Source organism: Natronotalea proteinilytica, assembly GCF_055379935.1.
Window position 1 is genome coordinate 1923611 of the sequence record NZ_AP043947.1, and the last position, 16397, is coordinate 1940007.

The following is a 16397-nucleotide window of genomic DNA, read 5'->3' on the forward strand; positions in this document are numbered from 1 at the left end:
GAGACCAAAAGAAATAGCGTATCTGCCTGGCGTTAGGCTGCCACAGCAGGCTGAATACGTCCGCGTTCCACCAAGATCTCGGCGTTTAGAATGGCTCCGCCGGCAGCGCCCCGAATGGTATTGTGCGAGAGCGCCACGAACTTCACATGGTTTACCGTACATGGCTGGATGCGCCCCACCGTCACGGTCATGCCGTCGCCTGCACGCACATGCGTACGCGGCTGCGGAGCATCGGGAGCGTCATCGACGGCGATGAGTGCCTCGGGCGCAGAGGGTAGACTCTGCACATCGGCCGGGCTTTCGTATGCGCGCAACGCCTCTTCAACCTGACTAGGGCTTACCGACCGCGCAAAGCGTACCGAGGCACACGCCAAGTGACCATTGCGAACGGGCACTCGATTGCACTGCGCACTCACCGCCAATCCGGCAGGGGCGATGCTGCCCGCCTCAAACGTGCCCAAAATCTTGCGCGGCTCTTCGTCGAGCTTGTCTTCTTCTCCCCCGATATACGGAATAACGTTGCCGAGCGCGTCGAGTGAGGGGACGCCTGGGTAGCCTGCCCCCGAGAGCGCCTGGAGCATGGTCACCTGTACCGCCTCCACCCCAAACGACAGGAGCGGCGCAAGCGCACAAACCAGCCCGACCGTCGAGCAGTTGGGATTTGTGACGATGAAGCCGTCGCCCTCGCCCCACGACTGCTGATCGATCAACCCGATGTGGTCGGCATTGATTTCGGGGACGAGCAGCGGCACGCCCGGGGCCATCCGATAGTTTTTGGCATTGGATATGACCGGAAACCCGGCCCGCGCAAAGTCGGCTTCCAATCCGCCAGCGACCGACGAACTCAGCCCAGAGAATACCAGGTCGGCTTCTACCTCACCTGGCTCACACGGCACGACCTCCATATCCGCTACAGATTCGGGCATGGGAGCACTGCTCAGCCAGTTTGCAGCCTCGCGATACGGGCTTCCTGCTGAACGCTCTGACGCCGCCAGTGCGCTGATCTCAAACCATGGATGGTCGGCCAGGCGGCGTACAAAGGTTTGTCCAACAGCGCCCGTAGCGCCCAAAATGCCTACACGGAGAGAACGAGAAGTCATGACGACAAAAATAAGTCAGGAATAGAACAAACATAAACAAGAGGGAGACACCGCCTTTTGCTGCTACCCGGCAATGGGGGGGCAAAACACGGGATCCGCAACCGAGGCGGGACAGATTTGCGTACCCGGCGCATGCGGACGATCGATGCAGCGCACTTGCATTGGAATGTTCGCTTCAGCCAGCGGACGCAGCGTTTTGGGATGCATGCCCAGGCGCCCCGATTCGGTCCAGGCAAACGCCTGCTCCATCGTTAGCTGGTCAATGCGTTGTGCGGCGGCGTCGGTGTTCGGGTCGGCGGTGTAGATGCCTTCCACATCCGTAAAGCGTGTGAGGGAGGCGGCATTGGTGAAGGACGCCATGAGCGCAGCCGTGTAATCGCTTCCCTCGAATCCAAGCGTCGTCACCGTTCCGCCATCGCGTCCGATGAATCCGGCAACCACAGGAATCGCTTCATCCGCAAGGTCGGCAAACCAGTGCGCTACCTGTTTGTGCGACAGCGCGAGATCCACGTTCGCTTCGCCATACGTATCGTCGGTGCGAATCAGAGTCGTGGCATCGCCGATTTCGGCCGGCATCCCACGCACCTGTAGCGCTGCTACGACCATGGGAACCGAGCATTGCTCACCTGTTGCCAGCACGGCATCGCGATGAGCAGGGGTAAAGCCCGTCTGGGCCACCGTCTGCAACACGCTTTGCAGATCTGCCAGCCGCTCGTTGAGGGCAGTCTGGTAGGTGGATAGCGCAGCCATGTCAAGCAGCTCCTCGGCCTGCTCCATGTGACGCGTACGCAGATCCTCGATAAGCGCGTCGGTCGTTTCGTGAGGCGCGCCCCCATTCCGCCGCGCTGCCACAACGGCCTGCAGTCCGCGGTCGAGCTGGCGCGTAACGCCCGACAGGGCCGATACCACCAGTACCGGGCGCACCGTTTCAACCGCCTCGGCGACCATCTTTACCAGCGCCTGCATGCGCCATGGCGAGCCCGTTACCGTGCCTCCAAACTTCATTACAACAACCGGACGAGCTGCACTGGACATACGCTGGTTAACCGAATAACTGAATGGATATAGACAAACCGACGCCTACCCAACCTGTGCTAATTTTCGTGTGTTCCTACAAGCATTTAACGGGATTGTGCAGTTTGCGGAGAATTTGGCTGTGCAGTCTTTTATTGCCCCGACATACCCCCTATACTAAAGCATGATGTGCTCACCGTTTCTTCCATACGCCTCCCCTGATCCCGTGGACGCTCGCCTTGATGGACGCGCCGTAGCCGAATCTGTACGCGCTACAACGCGCACCGCTGTTGCTTCATTTGCTGCCGATGCTGCTCCGCCTGCACTTGCGGTTATTCTTGTGGGTGACCACCCCGCATCCGCCTCGTATGTGCGCGGCAAGAAACGTGCTGCCGAAGAGGTCGGTATCGATGCCACCATCCACCGACGCCCCGATAGCATTTCGCAAGATGACCTGCTTGCGCTCATCCGCACGCTGAATACCGACGATGCCGTGGATGGTATTCTCGTTCAGTTGCCGCTTCCCGATCAAATCGACGAGCATGCGGTGATCCATGCCATCGATCCGGCCAAGGATGTAGACGGGTTCCACCCTGAGAACCTGGGGCGTTTACTCATTGGCATGCCGCGCTTTGTGCCTGCTACCCCTTCAGGCATCATGCGTTTGCTCCACCATGCGCTGGATGATCTTTCCGGACAACGCGCCGTGGTCGTCGGACGCTCTAACATCGTAGGCAAACCTCTCGCGGCTTTGCTGATGCAACGCAACGCGAATGCAACGGTCACTGTGTGCCACAGCCGCACACGCAACCTGAGCGCTCACACACGTGCTGCCGATATCGTTGTTGCTGCGGTCGGTCGCCCCCAACTCATCACCGCCGACATGGTAGCCGACGGCGCTACGGTCGTTGATGTGGGCATCAACCGCGTTGACGATGACAACCGTGAGCGCGGATACCGGCTTGTGGGAGATGTAGATTACGATGCTGTAGCCCCGAAAGCGCATGCCATTACACCCGTTCCGGGCGGTGTAGGGCCCATGACTATTGCTATGCTGCTGCAGAACACCCTCAAGGCTGCTCAGCAACGCCGCACCTAACCAAGCTCTCTTGTTTTTTCATTCGTCGCTTCTGCAGTATGCCTGCGCAAAACATAGAATACCTGGGCGTCGCTCCCGACACGCTCGCTCAGTCCAATGCGGAAGCTGATACCACCGAGGCGAACGATTTCGAAGAGCTCCCGGCTCCTGATAGCTTTGAGGAGTTCAACCAAACGTTTCGCGAGGTGGTGCGCTTGCTGCTGGAAGGACAGTGGGATATGATGTGGTCCCAAATGCGGCTGAGTGCCATTGACCTGACGAGCATTTTGCTTCCGCGGGTGCTGGTTGCCGGCTTTGCGTTTCTCTTTTTCTATTCGATCTACCGGCTGATCGACACCACGCTGTTTCAAGTCCTCGACCATAGCGACCGAGTTGATGCTGGCCTGCAGAACCTGCTGCTAAAAAGCTACCGGGTTGTGGCGATTTTGCTCATTGTCATCATTGTGATGGCGCAGCTTGGCGTGGATGTTACCGCCCTACTTGCCGGATTGAGTATTGCTGGTATCGCTCTGGGTTTTGCCGCGCGCGACTCCTTGGAGAACTTCATCTCAGGCGTTACCATTCTCATTGATGAACCGTTTGTGGTCGGCGATTACATCGAGGTCAACGACACCTACGGGCAAGTCGATGAGATCACCTTACGCTCCACCCGGATGCGCACGGTACGCAACGAGATTATGGTGTTGCCCAACTCGTTTATGATCAGCAATCAGCTTATCAACCACACAAAGCGCAACACGGTGCGAGTAGACATTGGGTTTGGTATTGCCTATGACGAATACCCAAGCGAAGCGCGCGAGGTGGTGCTCGCACTCTTTGAGGAGGATGACCGTGTAATTCCCAATCCAGGCCCAACGGTTGTCGTCACGAAAATGGCCGACTCCAGCGTAGATATGATGCTGCGTTTCTTCGTAAAAGACCCCTCCAAGGAAGTACCCATGCGGTGGGAGTACACCGAAAAGGTGCGCGAGGCGCTACGCGACGCCGAGATCGAGATTCCGTTTCCGCATCTGCAAATGTTTTTGGATGGCGGGAAAGCACTCAAAGAGTCAACGCTCTTTCAGCAGCCGGGCTCGAATGACGATCCGCCCTCACCCCGACGATTCTCCGCGTCGTGAGGCAATGTGCCGTCGGGCATCCGCCCGTGCATCCTGATCGAGCTTCTCGTCCCAGTCCACCTTGCCAAGCGCCTCAAGCTGCTGATAGGCTGTTAGATCAAGTTGCAGCGGCGTAACCGCAACGTAGTTATCTTCAATCGCCGTCAGATCTGTGTTGTCTCCTTCATCTAAGTTCACGAACTCGCCCGAAAGCCAGTAATACGGACGCCCCACTGGATCGGTGCGCGACACAAAGCTCTCCTCCCAGCGCGAGCGAGCCTGCCGGGTGATACGCACCCCTTCAATTTCCTCAAACGGCCCTTCAGGGATGTTTACGTTCAGTAGGGAGCCTGTAGGGAGGCCGTTGTTCAGCACATAGCGACTTAGCATACGGGCGTAGTATCCGGCCGCCTCAAACTCGTTCGAGGACCACGAGCACAGCGAAAACGCAATAGAAGGATATCCCATAATGGCAGCTTCTGTCGCGGCGCTCACCGTTCCCGAATAAAGCACATTGACCGCCGTATTCGGACCATGGTTGATGCCACTGACGACCAAATCGGGTGGGTGCTCTAGCAACTCTTGCCCGGCGAGCTTAATGCAGTCGGCTGGGGTTCCGGCAATCGACCATGCCTTGACAGGGCCAGATGGGACTTCAAATCCATATGATTGTGCCCGTACCGGATCGCGCACGGTGATGGCATGCCCCACAGCACTTTGCTCACTTTCAGGCGCGGCAATGACAAGCCGTCCGAGTCCATCAAGGGCTGCGGCTAATGCCTGAATACCTGGCGCATCGATGCCATCGTCGTTGCAAATGAGGATGAGGGGAGAGGCGTCATCTGTGTCAGGCACAGAAGAATCGTGCGTATCCATATAACAAACAAGGAGGATGGTGTATGTACAGCAAGAACCGAGCTACCTGGACGTTAAGAGTAGCTCTCGTCTTCGTTGGGAAAAGAGCGCGTACGTACTTCGTTTACGTACTCTTGTACCGCGTCGGTAATGGTTTTGTCGAGACGTGCAAAGCGACGTACAAAGCGTGGATTGAAATCGGTGGTCAGGCCCAGCGCATCATGCGACACAAGAACCTGCCCATCACAGTGCACGCCTGCGCCAATGCCAATGGTGGGAATGCTAAGCGTTTCGGTGACACGCTCCGCCAGTGGCGCTGGTATTTTTTCGAGAACGAGTGCAAAGCATCCTGCTTCTTCGAGGGCCTGCGCCTCCTCTATGAGACGCTGTGCTTCGTCCTCATTGCGAGCACGCACCTTGTACGTGCCGTAGTTGTGAATGCTTTGCGGCAACAGGCCCAGGTGCCCCATCACCGGAATGCCGGATGAGATAATGCGCTTGACGGTGTCGATGACGTCGTGTCCGCCTTCGAGCTTGATGGCGTGTGCGCCCGCCTCTTTCATCACGCGGATGGCCGAAGCAAGGGCTTCGGTGGAGTTGCCTTGATAGGAACCAAACGGTAGATCAACCACGACGAGCGATCGCTGAATGGCATTTACAACGCACTGAGCGTGGTAAATCATGTGATCGAGCGTGATGGGAAGCGTTGTTTCGTTCCCGGCTATCACGTTTGACGCAGAATCGCCTACCAGAAGCACATCAACGCCCGCTTGGTCGTACAGCCGGGCCGAGGTGTAGTCGTATGCGGTAAGCATAGCAATAGGCACCTCCTCGGCTTTCATGTTTTGCAACGTCTGAGTGGTAACGCGCGGGACATCGGCAGGCTCGGGGCGGACGGTTTCGGTGCTCATAGATGGACGGGATCAAGCAGTAGGTGAATGACAAAAGCCAGGCCTCTGCAGTAGAGACCCGGCTTCGTGGATCCCCCAGATGGGGCATCGTCTTGCATCGAAAGGAGGCTTAGTTGGTTCCGCCGCCCATCGGATCATCGCCTACGCCATCAAGCGAAGGGGCTGGTTCGGCTTCGGTCGCATCAATGTCGATACCGAGACGTGCGGCTACTTCTTCGTTGATGTTCACCACGTTGTTCGTCGTTCCGCTGACGTATGCCAACGCCTGCTGACGCAGTACAAGATCAAGGTTTTGCTCGGCCGCGACTTCGTCAATCGCATCTTGCAGCTCTTCAAGCAGCGGCGTCATGAGCTCCATTTCGAGTTGGGCCAGCTCTTGCTCGGCTTCTTGCTGGGCTTGCTGAAACTCCATTTGCATCTCGCGCAACTCGTTCTCACGGTCCTGGCGACGCTCATCGGAAAGCAGCCCCTGCTGCTGCTCGTAACGCTGGAGCTGTTCTTGAAACTCTTGCTGCATTTCCTGAAGCGACCCCTGCAGGCGCACGGTCTCTTGCTCTAGCTGCTCCTGCACATCTGTGAAATTAGGCATGTTGGCCAGAAGCGCCTCTTGATTTGTAAAGCCGATGCGGTTCTGCGCATTGGCATCAACATGTACAAAGGCGGCAGCCAAAAGAAGAACAAGGGCGGTAACAACAGATCGATTAAGCATGGTGGAGAAATTGAATTCAGGGAAAGTATCGAGTGGTAAACGCCTGCATGAACAGGCATGCGCTCACCATAATGAGGAAAGAAAACTGGGCAGCCGTCCGACGCTCCCATCAGAGAGCGAAAGATTGGTACACAGTGTGATTAATCTATGGCATCGGCATCTAAGTCAAGTTCAAAAATCACATCTTCGCTTAGGTTATGCTGTGGGCGCGCATACATGAAGAGGTAATCGCCGGATTTGTCGAACACATAATCGTAGCCTCCCGACTCGGCCACGGTTTCTACCGCGTTCATTACGCGTTCTTGCACCGGACGCATCAACTCGCGCTGGCGCTGGAATAGTTGGCCATCGGGGCCAAAGTACTGATCGCGCAGGCGCTCTACTTCTCGACGCGCTTCGCGAATGCGTTCTTGCTGCTGTTCTTGCTCGTCGGGGGTGTACAACAGCTCGCGCGCCTGAAACTCTTCTACAAGAGCATCAACCTCATCCTCCTGCGCCCGAATTTCAGCACGCCAGTCTTGCTCTAATTGGTCGAGCTCCTGTTGCACCGACGCATACTCCGGCATTTGCTCAAGAATATAGTCCGACTCAATGTAGCCGATTTGTTGCTGAGCCGTGGCGGGCATAAGTCCCACTGTACTCCACAGTACAACAACCGACACTAGATAAACGATGCGCACTGTCAAGTATTGCCCCGAGGGGGATCCAAATGGCAAATTCATAGATCGTTGTCGGATGTATGCGCAGCATGGCATGGACGCATCCACACCATGCCGGTACATGAACAACACACTTGTTAGCGTTGCTGCTGTCCGCCTTGGCCCAAGGAGAACTGGAAGCGCCATCCTGGTGTGCCGTCTTCGGTTTGCTGGAAGGGCACAAATTCGTCAAAGTTATAGCCGTAGTTAAACTCAATCATTCCTACAATTGGAAGGAAGAGCTGTACGCCAACACCGGCTGACCGGAAGAGCTCAGAGGGGTTGTACGTATCGAAGCTGTCCCACGTATTTCCGGCATCAAGGAAGAGATACGGGGCGGCTTGCAGCTGTTGCGACTCTACCGCCTTGAAGCGAAACTCCGACGTATACTTGTTCAGAATACGTCCGCCAACCGGGGTGACCTGTCCACGCACGGTTTCGCGCGGTCCAATGGTACGCGCTGGGTAGCCTCGCATCGGAATGGGCTCAGATCCAAACTGGTAGCCGCTAAAGTCGAACAGCGTACCGCCTACTTCGAACCGCTCGAACGACACCTCTTCGCCAGTAATCGAACCGATGTAGCCCATTTGTGAGCCCAATCCAATAGAGAAGCGCTCGCCAATCGGGATATTCCAGTCGGTATCAAACCGCCACTTGTGGTATTGCACCAGATCGCCCACCGGAGGCGCCACTTCTACCGAAAGACGTATTTCTGAGCCGCTCCGCGGAAACATGGGGTTATCCAGCGAATTGCGCGAGAGGGCCTGACGGTACGTTACCGTTTGGTTGACCCCTTCTGGTAACTGCGAAAGCAGTCCCTGGTCGTTCCGATAGTACTGATAGCCCAGTCCAAACGACAGGCTAAAGTTGTCATCGGGCCAGCTTAAGCGACGCTGGAAGAAAACGTTTGAACTAATTTGTGTAAATGTGCCATCGGTGGCGCGTTGTGCACCGATTGACACCGGCTCTTGCGAAAACTGCGTAAACGAGACCGATCCGCCTACCGGATTCGGACGTCCGCGAAACCATGGCTCGGTAAACGAAAGCGAGTAGCTTTGGAAGAAGGTGCCGTTGGTTCGGATGTTGACCCCGAGTTGTTGTCCATCACCTGAAGGGAGAGGACGCCAGGCACTGCGGTCGAACATGGTTTGCGTTGAGAAATTGTTGAACTGGAAGCCCAGCTGAAGCACGAGCCCAAAGCGGCCCCATGTCCCAGAGAGCTCCAACTGATCGCTACCCACCTCTTCGAGGTTGTAGGTCAAGTTCACTCTGTTCTCGCTATCGTCTACGTCAAGCGCCGGCCCTTCGGCGAGCGACTCTTGGCTGAAGTAGTTCAGCTGCATGAGACGCCGAATGGACTCTTGGATGGCGCTGCGGCTGAAGGTTTCGCCCGGTACGGTAAACAACTCACGGCGCACCACATGGTCGCGTGTTTTGGTGTTTCCAGCCACGGTGATGTCGCCAAACGAATAGGTTTCGCCCTCACGAATATCGATGTTGATATCGAGCGAGTCGCCCTCTACAACACGAATCGACGGTTGCGCATTGAACTGCAGGTATCCGCGGTCCATGTATAGCCCGGCAATGTCAGAACCTTCGCGGTTTCCGCGCAGATTTTCTTCAAGGCGACGCCCATTGAACACATCGCCAGATGCCAGCCCAAGCCGCTCGGAGAGCGTCTCGCTGGTGTACACGGTATTGCCTTCCCAGGTAATATCACGGACATGATACTGGCTGCCTTCTTCAACGGTGACAACCAACTCGACATTGCCGTCGGAGGCAGGCTCGGTTCGGTGATCTACGATGCGAGCATCGAAGTAGCCATTCTCGTTGTAGTAGTCGATAACCAGATCTAGATCCATCTCAAAGGCGTCCGGATCGAACGTAGCGCTGCGCCAGAAACGCCACCAGCTCCGCTGTTTGGTTTCATCGAACTGACCGCGGAGGCGCCGGTCGGAAAACTGTTCGTTTCCTTCGAACCGGATGTTAGACACGCGCACCCGTTCTCCTCGATTTACATTAAACGTCAAGTTGATGCGCCCGTCTTCTGCCTCTTGCCGAACGACATCAACGGTAGCGTTCAAGTACCCATCCTCGGCATAGTGGTCTTTGATAATCTGCTTCGAACGCTCCACGTCAGCAGGACGGACCGGACGCCCCAGCAGAAGCGGCATCTGGTTCTCCACGTCGCGGCGATCGCTGCGGCTCATCCCTTCGATGTTAAACGCAGCAAGCCGAGGTTCAGGCGTAACATCTATGATGAGCGCCACGCCATCGCCTTCTTGCTCTTCTTGGTAGATGCGTACATCTGAAAACAAGCGCAGGTCATAGATCGACCGAATGGCCTCGGCAATTTCTTCGCTTCCAGGCAGTTGCACTTGTTGGCCTTCAGAGAGCCCACTGCTTTGACGCACAAGATCGCTCGTCCGCCCCTCTACGCCCTCTACGATGATTTCATTGATGGTAAACGTCGAAGCTGCATCAACAGGACCCATCTGCGGAGGCGCTTCCCCACCAGGTGGTTGTTGGGGTTGCTCGGGCTGCGGCATCGGGTCGGGTTCTATCGGATCGGGTTCTACCTGGGCATGTGCCTCAAAGGCTCCCATCCATAAGAATGCCGCTACCAAAAGAGCAACGGGCCACACAGATCGAACGCAGTACATAAAACGTGTCGAGGTTGCGGTCACAGAAAGCAGAGTCTGACAAGAAAAAGATGGAGCGCGCAGGTGCACGTGATGTAACGTCTCGCGTACATGAATTCGTATAGACGCGCCTACAAGCTAGGCGCAGCGTGCGTACGTATTCTCCTTAGCAGGCAGGCGCGTAATGCTGGCCCCCGTCAAGTAGGGCAGTTGGTAGGCAAGCCATGGCACAATGCTCACAGCACAGTGCCTCTGGATACAGCTTTTGATGTTAGGTTTCGGAGGAATAGGCCTCATATCCATTCCCATTCACAGAAACCCGGCCAAAGCGACGATCACGGTCTTGGTAATTCCGGATGGCCTCATAGAGTTGCTTGCGGCGAAAGTCGGGCCAATAGCAATCGGTGATGTACAACTCTGAGTACGCGCTTTGCCACAGCATAAAGTTGGAGAGTCGGTACTCCCCGCCTGTGCGGATAAGCAAGTCGGGGTCGGGGATCGTGCCCGTGTCGAGCAGATCGCTAACGATCGACTCATCAACATCATCGGGGTCGATTACGCCGTTAGCCACCATGGTAGCTACTTGGCGTGCAGCCTCCGTAAGGTCCCAGCGTCCGCTATACGAAAGCGCAAGCACAAGAGTAAGCCCCGTATTGTCGGCCGTTGCTTCTACGGTGCGTTGCAACTCTTCCAAACACTTGGGGGGAAGCTGTGAAACGTCGCCAATCAGCTTTAGGCGCACGTTGTTTTCAAGGAGGGTGGCTCGCTCTTTTCGCACCGTATGACGCAGCAGGCGCATGAGGGCCTTTACCTCGAGGGTGGGGCGATTCCAGTTTTCGGTGCTAAACGTGTATAGTGTAAGATACTGAATGCCGAGCTCGCCACAGGCCTCGACAATATCACGCACCGACTCGACACCTTCGTAATGCCCGGCATAACGGACGCGGTCACGCTGGCGTGCCCATCGCCCATTTCCGTCCATAATGGCGGCCACGTGCCGTGGGAGTTCACCTCGCTCGTGCAAAGCTTCTTGCAAATGGGCGTCGTCGTCCACGTTAGCAGGCGGATGATGGATAGAAGTCAAAGGAAGTCCAAGTTGTTAGGTCAACACAACAAAATGGGGCGAAACCGAAGCACGTGTACCGAGCTGTGACCCCGTGTTACACATCCTTCCAATATATCTGCACGGACACCAAACAGCAACGTTTCATTCGATGTGCGTAAGCAGGGGTGCTGGGGCTGCTTCAGGAGAGCATTTATTATTGTTCACTGGGCAGACAGCCTTTATTGCGTCTCCTTAACGCACGCTGCACCGGAGCGTCTGTTCGCTCGGGAGTGGCTGTGTAGTCTTATAACCGAAGGATATCGTTAAAAATCAAGAAGACCATAAATCCGAGCAGAAGCAGCATACCTATCTGTTGGGCAATGAGCCTCACACGTGTAGACGGGGGGCGCCGCGTAATACCCTCATAAATCAAGAAGACCAGCTGGCCGCCATCGAGGGCGGGGATGGGCAAGATATTCATGATAGCCAGAGTGACCGACAGAATGGCCACAATGCGCCAAAAATCGAGCGCACTGGCCGAGGCTGCATCGCTGGTAACCTGGGCAATCATAACCGGACCGCCCAGATTATCGCGTAAGCTGTCGCGTCCCACGATAATTCGTTGCAGGCTCACGACAATATTCTTAGCGTAGTCCCACGTTTCCGTGGTTCCGGCTACCAGCGCTTCGCCAATTCCGAAGGTGCGGTGCTGCTGCCCAAAATCATTGGCAAGCATCTCTTGCGTAGGCGTGGCAATCCCCAGCAAATACCGTTCGGTGTCTTCGTCGTACCGTGGCGTGATGGTGGCCTCGTACAGCCGACCACGCTCTGTTTCGGCGATGGGTGTGCGGTCATCGGAGGTTTCTATCGAATCAGGACGTAGCCATCGTACGGTTGTGGAGGCATCGCCAACCCCCTGCAAGGCTTCAGCCATCTCTTGCCAGAACCGAATGGTATCCCCGGCTACATGCACGATCCGGTCGCCGGACTGCAGTCCGGCCTGATGCGCGGGGTAGTCTTCTTGCACTGCTCCCACAACAGGCGGAATGAACGAAATGCCCAGCGGCGACCCAACGGTCTGATCAGCCCGGCTAATTTGCGTCATGATATCACGCGGCCCCACGAGGGTCTGCGACTCGCCCTGCCGATCAACGGTGATAGTCAGCGTATCCGCGAGCAGCTCGCCCGGCGTAAGCTGGTTGAAGGTCTCAAACTCGTTGCTATTTACGGCGGTAATGCGGTCGCCAGTGCGCAAGCCCATGCCGTATGCCACCGATCCCTCAGCCACATAAATCGACTCCACGTTCTCGGCAGGGATGAACGACTCGCCCGCGCTCCACTTAATGCCCGCAAAAATGATGGCAGCCAGGATCACGTTGAAAATGACCCCTGCCGTAATTACGATAATGCGTTGCCATACCGGTTTTGCCCTGAACTCGTGCGGTTCGGGCTCATTGTCGGTATGCTCTGTATCGAGGCTCTCGTCAATCATCCCACTGATTTTTACATATCCTCCCAGCGGGGTGGCCCCAATCACGTACTCCGTATCCCCAACCTGACGTCCAAACACGGTGGGCGGAAACCCAACTGAGAACCGCTCCACGCGCATCCCGAAATACTTAGCGGTAAGGAAGTGCCCTAGCTCGTGAATAAAAACCAGGATGGTAAGGGCCAGCAAGACCCACAACGTAGACGTAAGAATGCTCAGCAGCAACTCCATGCGTGCGCCGTGCGAAGACGTTCAGTGAAGGGAAAATAGCAATGCGCCATGTGCAGACAAGGCCGTTCGTTCAATCAGTGCTTATCCGGTTGAGTTCCTCTATGAAAGCGTCTCCAATAGCTGCCTTGCTAGTATTGCTTGTTCTTCGCACGCCTTACGTATTGCACCACGCCTTGCAACGAACAACACGCTTCAATTTACCCGATTCGTGAAACGCCTGGCTGATAGAGAGGTAGCATTGCTGTACCGCTTATCTTGATGGTTCCGTCTGGCCTATGCCTCGTTTGTTGTCGATTGATGTACTGCGAGGGCGGATACGTACCGCTTTTTTCGTAAGCACCCTGCCTCTGCTTATGCTATGCGTGCTATGCGCAGGGCCTGTTGCTTATGCCCAGGATGTGCCCCCGCCCCCTGACCCTGGAGCCGACGCTTCCGATGTCTTTCAAGAGGCTCGACAGCATCTGCGAGCTAATGACCCGGCTGCGGCGGTAGAGCTGCTTGAACCGCTTGTGAACGAGCATCCAGACCGTACGCCCTATCAGTACGAACTGGTAGATGCGTACGAGGAACTCAAAGAGTATGAAGCAGCTCTTGAGTTGATGCGCAGCCTTACGCGCAATGACCCATCAACCTCTGACTTAGCCGACAAAGGCCGCCTCTATGCCCTTGCCGGAGATGAGGAGGCCGCACAGGCTACCTGGGAAGCGGCTATTGCATTGGCTCCGAAATCCTCGCATACGTATCGCAGCGTGTATCATACTCTGACCTCTATGCGACGCTTCAGCGATGCTGTAGAAATCATGGAGCAAGGACGTGAGGCGCTAAACGATTCGGAGGCCTTTCGCACCGAGCTGGCCTATCTCTACAGCCTCTCTGGACAAGAAGCGCAGGCAATGCACGAGTACGTAGCGCTGCTTGCCGACCAAGATCATCGCCTCAACTTTGTAAAAAGCCGCTTGCAACCTTTTCTCCGACAAGCCGGTGATGTAGGCGATGCCATTGAGGTGCTTGAAGCAGCGGTCGAAGAACGTCCCGATCATGGAGCCTACCTTGACTTGCTGGCCTGGCTCTATGCCGAACAAGAGGATTACAGCCAAGCACTTACGGCCTATCAGCAACTAGACGACTATCGCGATGACGATGGCGCTACGCTTCTCGACTTTGCCCAGCAGGCCGCCAACGCTGATGCGTTCGACACGGCCCGCGATGCGTTTTCACACATCCGCACACACTATCCCGACACCGAAGCCGCGTTGCAGGCGCGCATCTTAGAGGGGAGCCTGGCGTACCGGCGGTGGACACAGGCTGAACCGTTCACAGATCAGAAAACACAATATGGCAACGAAGCGTGGGATCGCTACCGGACCGTTGCCGATGACTTACCTGCAGACCAATCACTTTCAAACGATGTGGCGCAGTTCTGGATGCGCCTGGGTACGCTCGCCCTAGACCACGCTCAGGATCTTCAGGAAGCCCGCCGCGCGGCACAAACTCTGCAACGCAGCCCATCCCACCAGAACCAAGGGATGCTTTTAGAAGGGCGCATGGCCATGCGTAGTCAGGACCTTGATGCCGCTCGCAATGCATTCGAGTCAGCGCTCGACAGTCCCGAGGCGGGTCCCAAGGCCCAGTACTACCTCGGCGTTCTCGCTGCGTATAACCAGGAGAATGAGGCGGCTCGCACGCACCTTGAAACTGTGCTTGAAGACCTATCGCGGGATGCTGCCAACGAAGCAATTCGGCTGCACACGGCGCTGCGCCTGTTCACCGGTCCCGACACAACCAACGCAGCATTGCAGCATTACGCCTCGGCGCTTGTTTACGAGGAGCAACATCGCTGGTCTGCTGCAGACGATGCATACAACGCTATTCAGGAGGCCGCCTCTCGGCACCCACTTGCTGTACGAGCGCAGTACCACCGTGCCAAGCTACAACTTCGCCTGACGGATGCCAATGCGGCTGCGGAAGCACTGGTCGCCTTTGCTGATGCGCATCCCAACCACGCCTGGACCGACCGTGCGCTTTTTGAGGCCGCCTCACTGCTCCACCATGCCGTCCAGGCGCCCGAAGAAGCTCACACGTTATACATGCGCCTGCTCGATCAACATCCTCGCTCCGTGTTTGCCGCCGATGTCCGTGAGCGTGTGCGCGCCCTATCTTCTTCGTAGTAACTTTTTGTTTGTGCTATGCCTACGTTTATTCGCTCCGTTGCGTTGCTTTTGGTTGCTGCGCTCCTGCTCGGGCCCACCACAGCCCCAAACGATGCCAGCCAGGAGATCCTCATTCCCATGGATGACAACCAAACCGATCATCTGAAAGCCTATGGAGCCGCCTTTTGGATGCTCACTCAAAATCAGGAGGTTGATTGGCTGTTGAACCACCGTGGCGGATCGTTTCTCATGAATGCCTCTGCCGATCTTGAAGAAGAACTTCGCGTCCGCAATGTTCAGTACGAGCACCTTTCGGCGTCCGAAGCAGCTTCGCTCGTGGATCGGGTTGAATCGGACGGAAACAACCAAGCTGCCATGCGACTGGAGACAGCTCCTGAAATTGCCGTGTACGCGCCCGCTCAAACCGTTCCTTGGGACGACGCCGTGCTTCTGGCTCTGACGTACGCTGAGGTGCCTTACGACATGATCTACGACCGCGAGGTCTTAGATGGCGATCTGTCCGATTATGACTGGCTTCACCTGCACCATGAAGACTTCACCGGACAACTAGGCAAGTTTCTTCGGTTTCAGAACACCTCGTGGTATCAAGAAAAACTCCAGGAAGCTGAAGCAGTCGCCGCGGAATATGGGTTTGAAAAAATTAGCGATCTTAAGTTGGAAGTAGCTCAAACAATTCGGTCGTACGTAGAACAAGGAGGGTTTTTGTTCTCGATGTGCCTGGGCACCGAGACACTTGACCTGGCCCTGGCTGCCCACGACACCGACATCGTACCCGCTGAATACGATGGCGACCCGGTTGATCCCGATGCCGTGGATCGATTGGATTACGCACAAACTTTCGCGTTCGAAGGCTTCACACCCGATTTCAACCCGAACAGCACCGACCATTCAAACCTCGATGCCGGGTTGCCCCCGCCTTCCATGCGCGATCCCTCGATGGACTATTTTACCCTTTTTGAGTTTAGCGCTCAGTGGGATCCTATCCCCACCATGCTCACCCAAAACCACGTCTCGACCGTACCCGGATTTGTTGGCCAAACTACAGCGTTTAATGCGGATATGGTGAAGGACCATGTGGTAAATCTTGGGGAAACACCGGCCCGAGACGAAGTGAAATACTTGCACGGAAGTCTTGGAGAGGGCACGTTCACATTCTTTGCAGGCCACGACCCCGAAGATTACCAACACTTCGTGGGCGATCCGCCTACCGAACTGTCACGATATCCGAACTCACCTGGATACCGTCTGATTCTGAACAACATTCTGTTTCCTGCCGCTACACCCGAGGAGCAACAAACGTAAAACGTGATCGTGGGCTAACGTAGTACTGTGTCAC

Annotated in this window: 13 protein-coding genes; 4 read left to right on the forward strand and 9 right to left on the reverse strand. The window is 56.1% G+C overall.

What is annotated here, in order from left to right:
- Positions 1 to 32 precede the first annotated feature (32 nt).
- Both asd and ACZ5AL_RS07770 read right to left on the reverse strand, forming a co-directional pair.
- On the reverse strand, positions 33 to 1100 hold the full coding sequence (gene asd, locus ACZ5AL_RS07765; protein WP_464509796.1) for an aspartate-semialdehyde dehydrogenase: 1068 nt from the start codon (positions 1098 to 1100) through the stop codon (positions 33 to 35).
- Positions 1101 to 1163: 63 nt separating this feature from the next.
- Positions 1164 to 2135, reverse strand: coding sequence for an amino acid kinase family protein (locus ACZ5AL_RS07770; RefSeq protein ID WP_464509797.1), 972 nt, complete (start codon positions 2133 to 2135; stop codon positions 1164 to 1166).
- Between the two features lie 166 nt (positions 2136 to 2301).
- Here ACZ5AL_RS07770 and folD point away from each other — a divergent pair, with 166 nt between their 5' ends.
- Both folD and ACZ5AL_RS07780 read left to right on the forward strand, forming a co-directional pair.
- The gene (gene folD / locus ACZ5AL_RS07775) at positions 2302 to 3213 is read left to right on the forward strand and encodes a bifunctional methylenetetrahydrofolate dehydrogenase/methenyltetrahydrofolate cyclohydrolase FolD (protein ID WP_464513285.1); all 912 of its coding nucleotides are present in this window, start codon (positions 2302 to 2304) and stop codon (positions 3211 to 3213) included.
- A gap of 38 nt (positions 3214 to 3251) precedes the next feature.
- Complete coding sequence (locus ACZ5AL_RS07780; RefSeq protein ID WP_464509798.1) at positions 3252 to 4331, forward strand: mechanosensitive ion channel family protein; 1080 nt, start codon at positions 3252 to 3254, stop codon at positions 4329 to 4331.
- On the opposite strand, the gene surE is transcribed toward ACZ5AL_RS07780, so the two are convergent.
- The 7 genes from surE to rseP form a co-directional block, all read right to left on the reverse strand.
- The gene (surE, locus tag ACZ5AL_RS07785) at positions 4305 to 5186 is read right to left on the reverse strand and encodes a 5'/3'-nucleotidase SurE (RefSeq protein WP_464509799.1); all 882 of its coding nucleotides are present in this window, start codon (positions 5184 to 5186) and stop codon (positions 4305 to 4307) included. The genes ACZ5AL_RS07780 and surE overlap by 27 nt on opposite strands.
- 53 nt (positions 5187 to 5239) lie before the next feature.
- Positions 5240 to 6076, reverse strand: coding sequence for a 3-methyl-2-oxobutanoate hydroxymethyltransferase (gene panB / locus ACZ5AL_RS07790; RefSeq protein WP_464509800.1), 837 nt, complete (start codon positions 6074 to 6076; stop codon positions 5240 to 5242).
- 109 nt (positions 6077 to 6185) lie between these two features.
- Positions 6186 to 6785 carry an OmpH/Skp family outer membrane protein gene (locus ACZ5AL_RS07795; RefSeq protein WP_464509801.1) on the reverse strand — a complete coding sequence of 200 codons (600 nt, stop codon included), beginning with the start codon at positions 6783 to 6785 and terminating at the stop codon, positions 6186 to 6188.
- A gap of 140 nt (positions 6786 to 6925) precedes the next feature.
- A complete protein-coding gene (locus ACZ5AL_RS07800) occupies positions 6926 to 7507 on the reverse strand; it encodes an OmpH/Skp family outer membrane protein (RefSeq protein ID WP_464509802.1) in 582 nt (193 codons plus the stop codon).
- Between the two features lie 74 nt (positions 7508 to 7581).
- Positions 7582 to 10146 (reverse strand): outer membrane protein assembly factor BamA, encoded by a 2565-nt coding sequence (gene bamA, locus ACZ5AL_RS07805; RefSeq protein ID WP_464509803.1) that lies wholly within the window; start codon positions 10144 to 10146, stop codon positions 7582 to 7584.
- A 250-nt stretch (positions 10147 to 10396) separates the two neighbouring features.
- A complete protein-coding gene (locus tag ACZ5AL_RS07810) occupies positions 10397 to 11209 on the reverse strand; it encodes an isoprenyl transferase (protein WP_464509804.1) in 813 nt (270 codons plus the stop codon).
- Between the two features lie 265 nt (positions 11210 to 11474).
- Positions 11475 to 12890: an RIP metalloprotease RseP gene (rseP, locus tag ACZ5AL_RS07815; protein ID WP_464509805.1), complete on the reverse strand. Its 1416-nt coding sequence runs from the start codon at positions 12888 to 12890 to the stop codon at positions 11475 to 11477.
- Between the two features lie 275 nt (positions 12891 to 13165).
- Here rseP and ACZ5AL_RS07820 point away from each other — a divergent pair, with 275 nt between their 5' ends.
- Both ACZ5AL_RS07820 and ACZ5AL_RS07825 read left to right on the forward strand, forming a co-directional pair.
- Positions 13166 to 15058, forward strand: a complete 1893-nt coding sequence (locus ACZ5AL_RS07820; protein ID WP_464509806.1) for a tetratricopeptide repeat protein — start codon at positions 13166 to 13168, stop codon at positions 15056 to 15058.
- 18 nt (positions 15059 to 15076) lie between these two features.
- The gene (locus tag ACZ5AL_RS07825; RefSeq protein ID WP_464509807.1) at positions 15077 to 16363 is read left to right on the forward strand and encodes an asparagine synthetase B; all 1287 of its coding nucleotides are present in this window, start codon (positions 15077 to 15079) and stop codon (positions 16361 to 16363) included.
- The last annotated feature ends 34 nt before the right edge of the window (positions 16364 to 16397 follow it).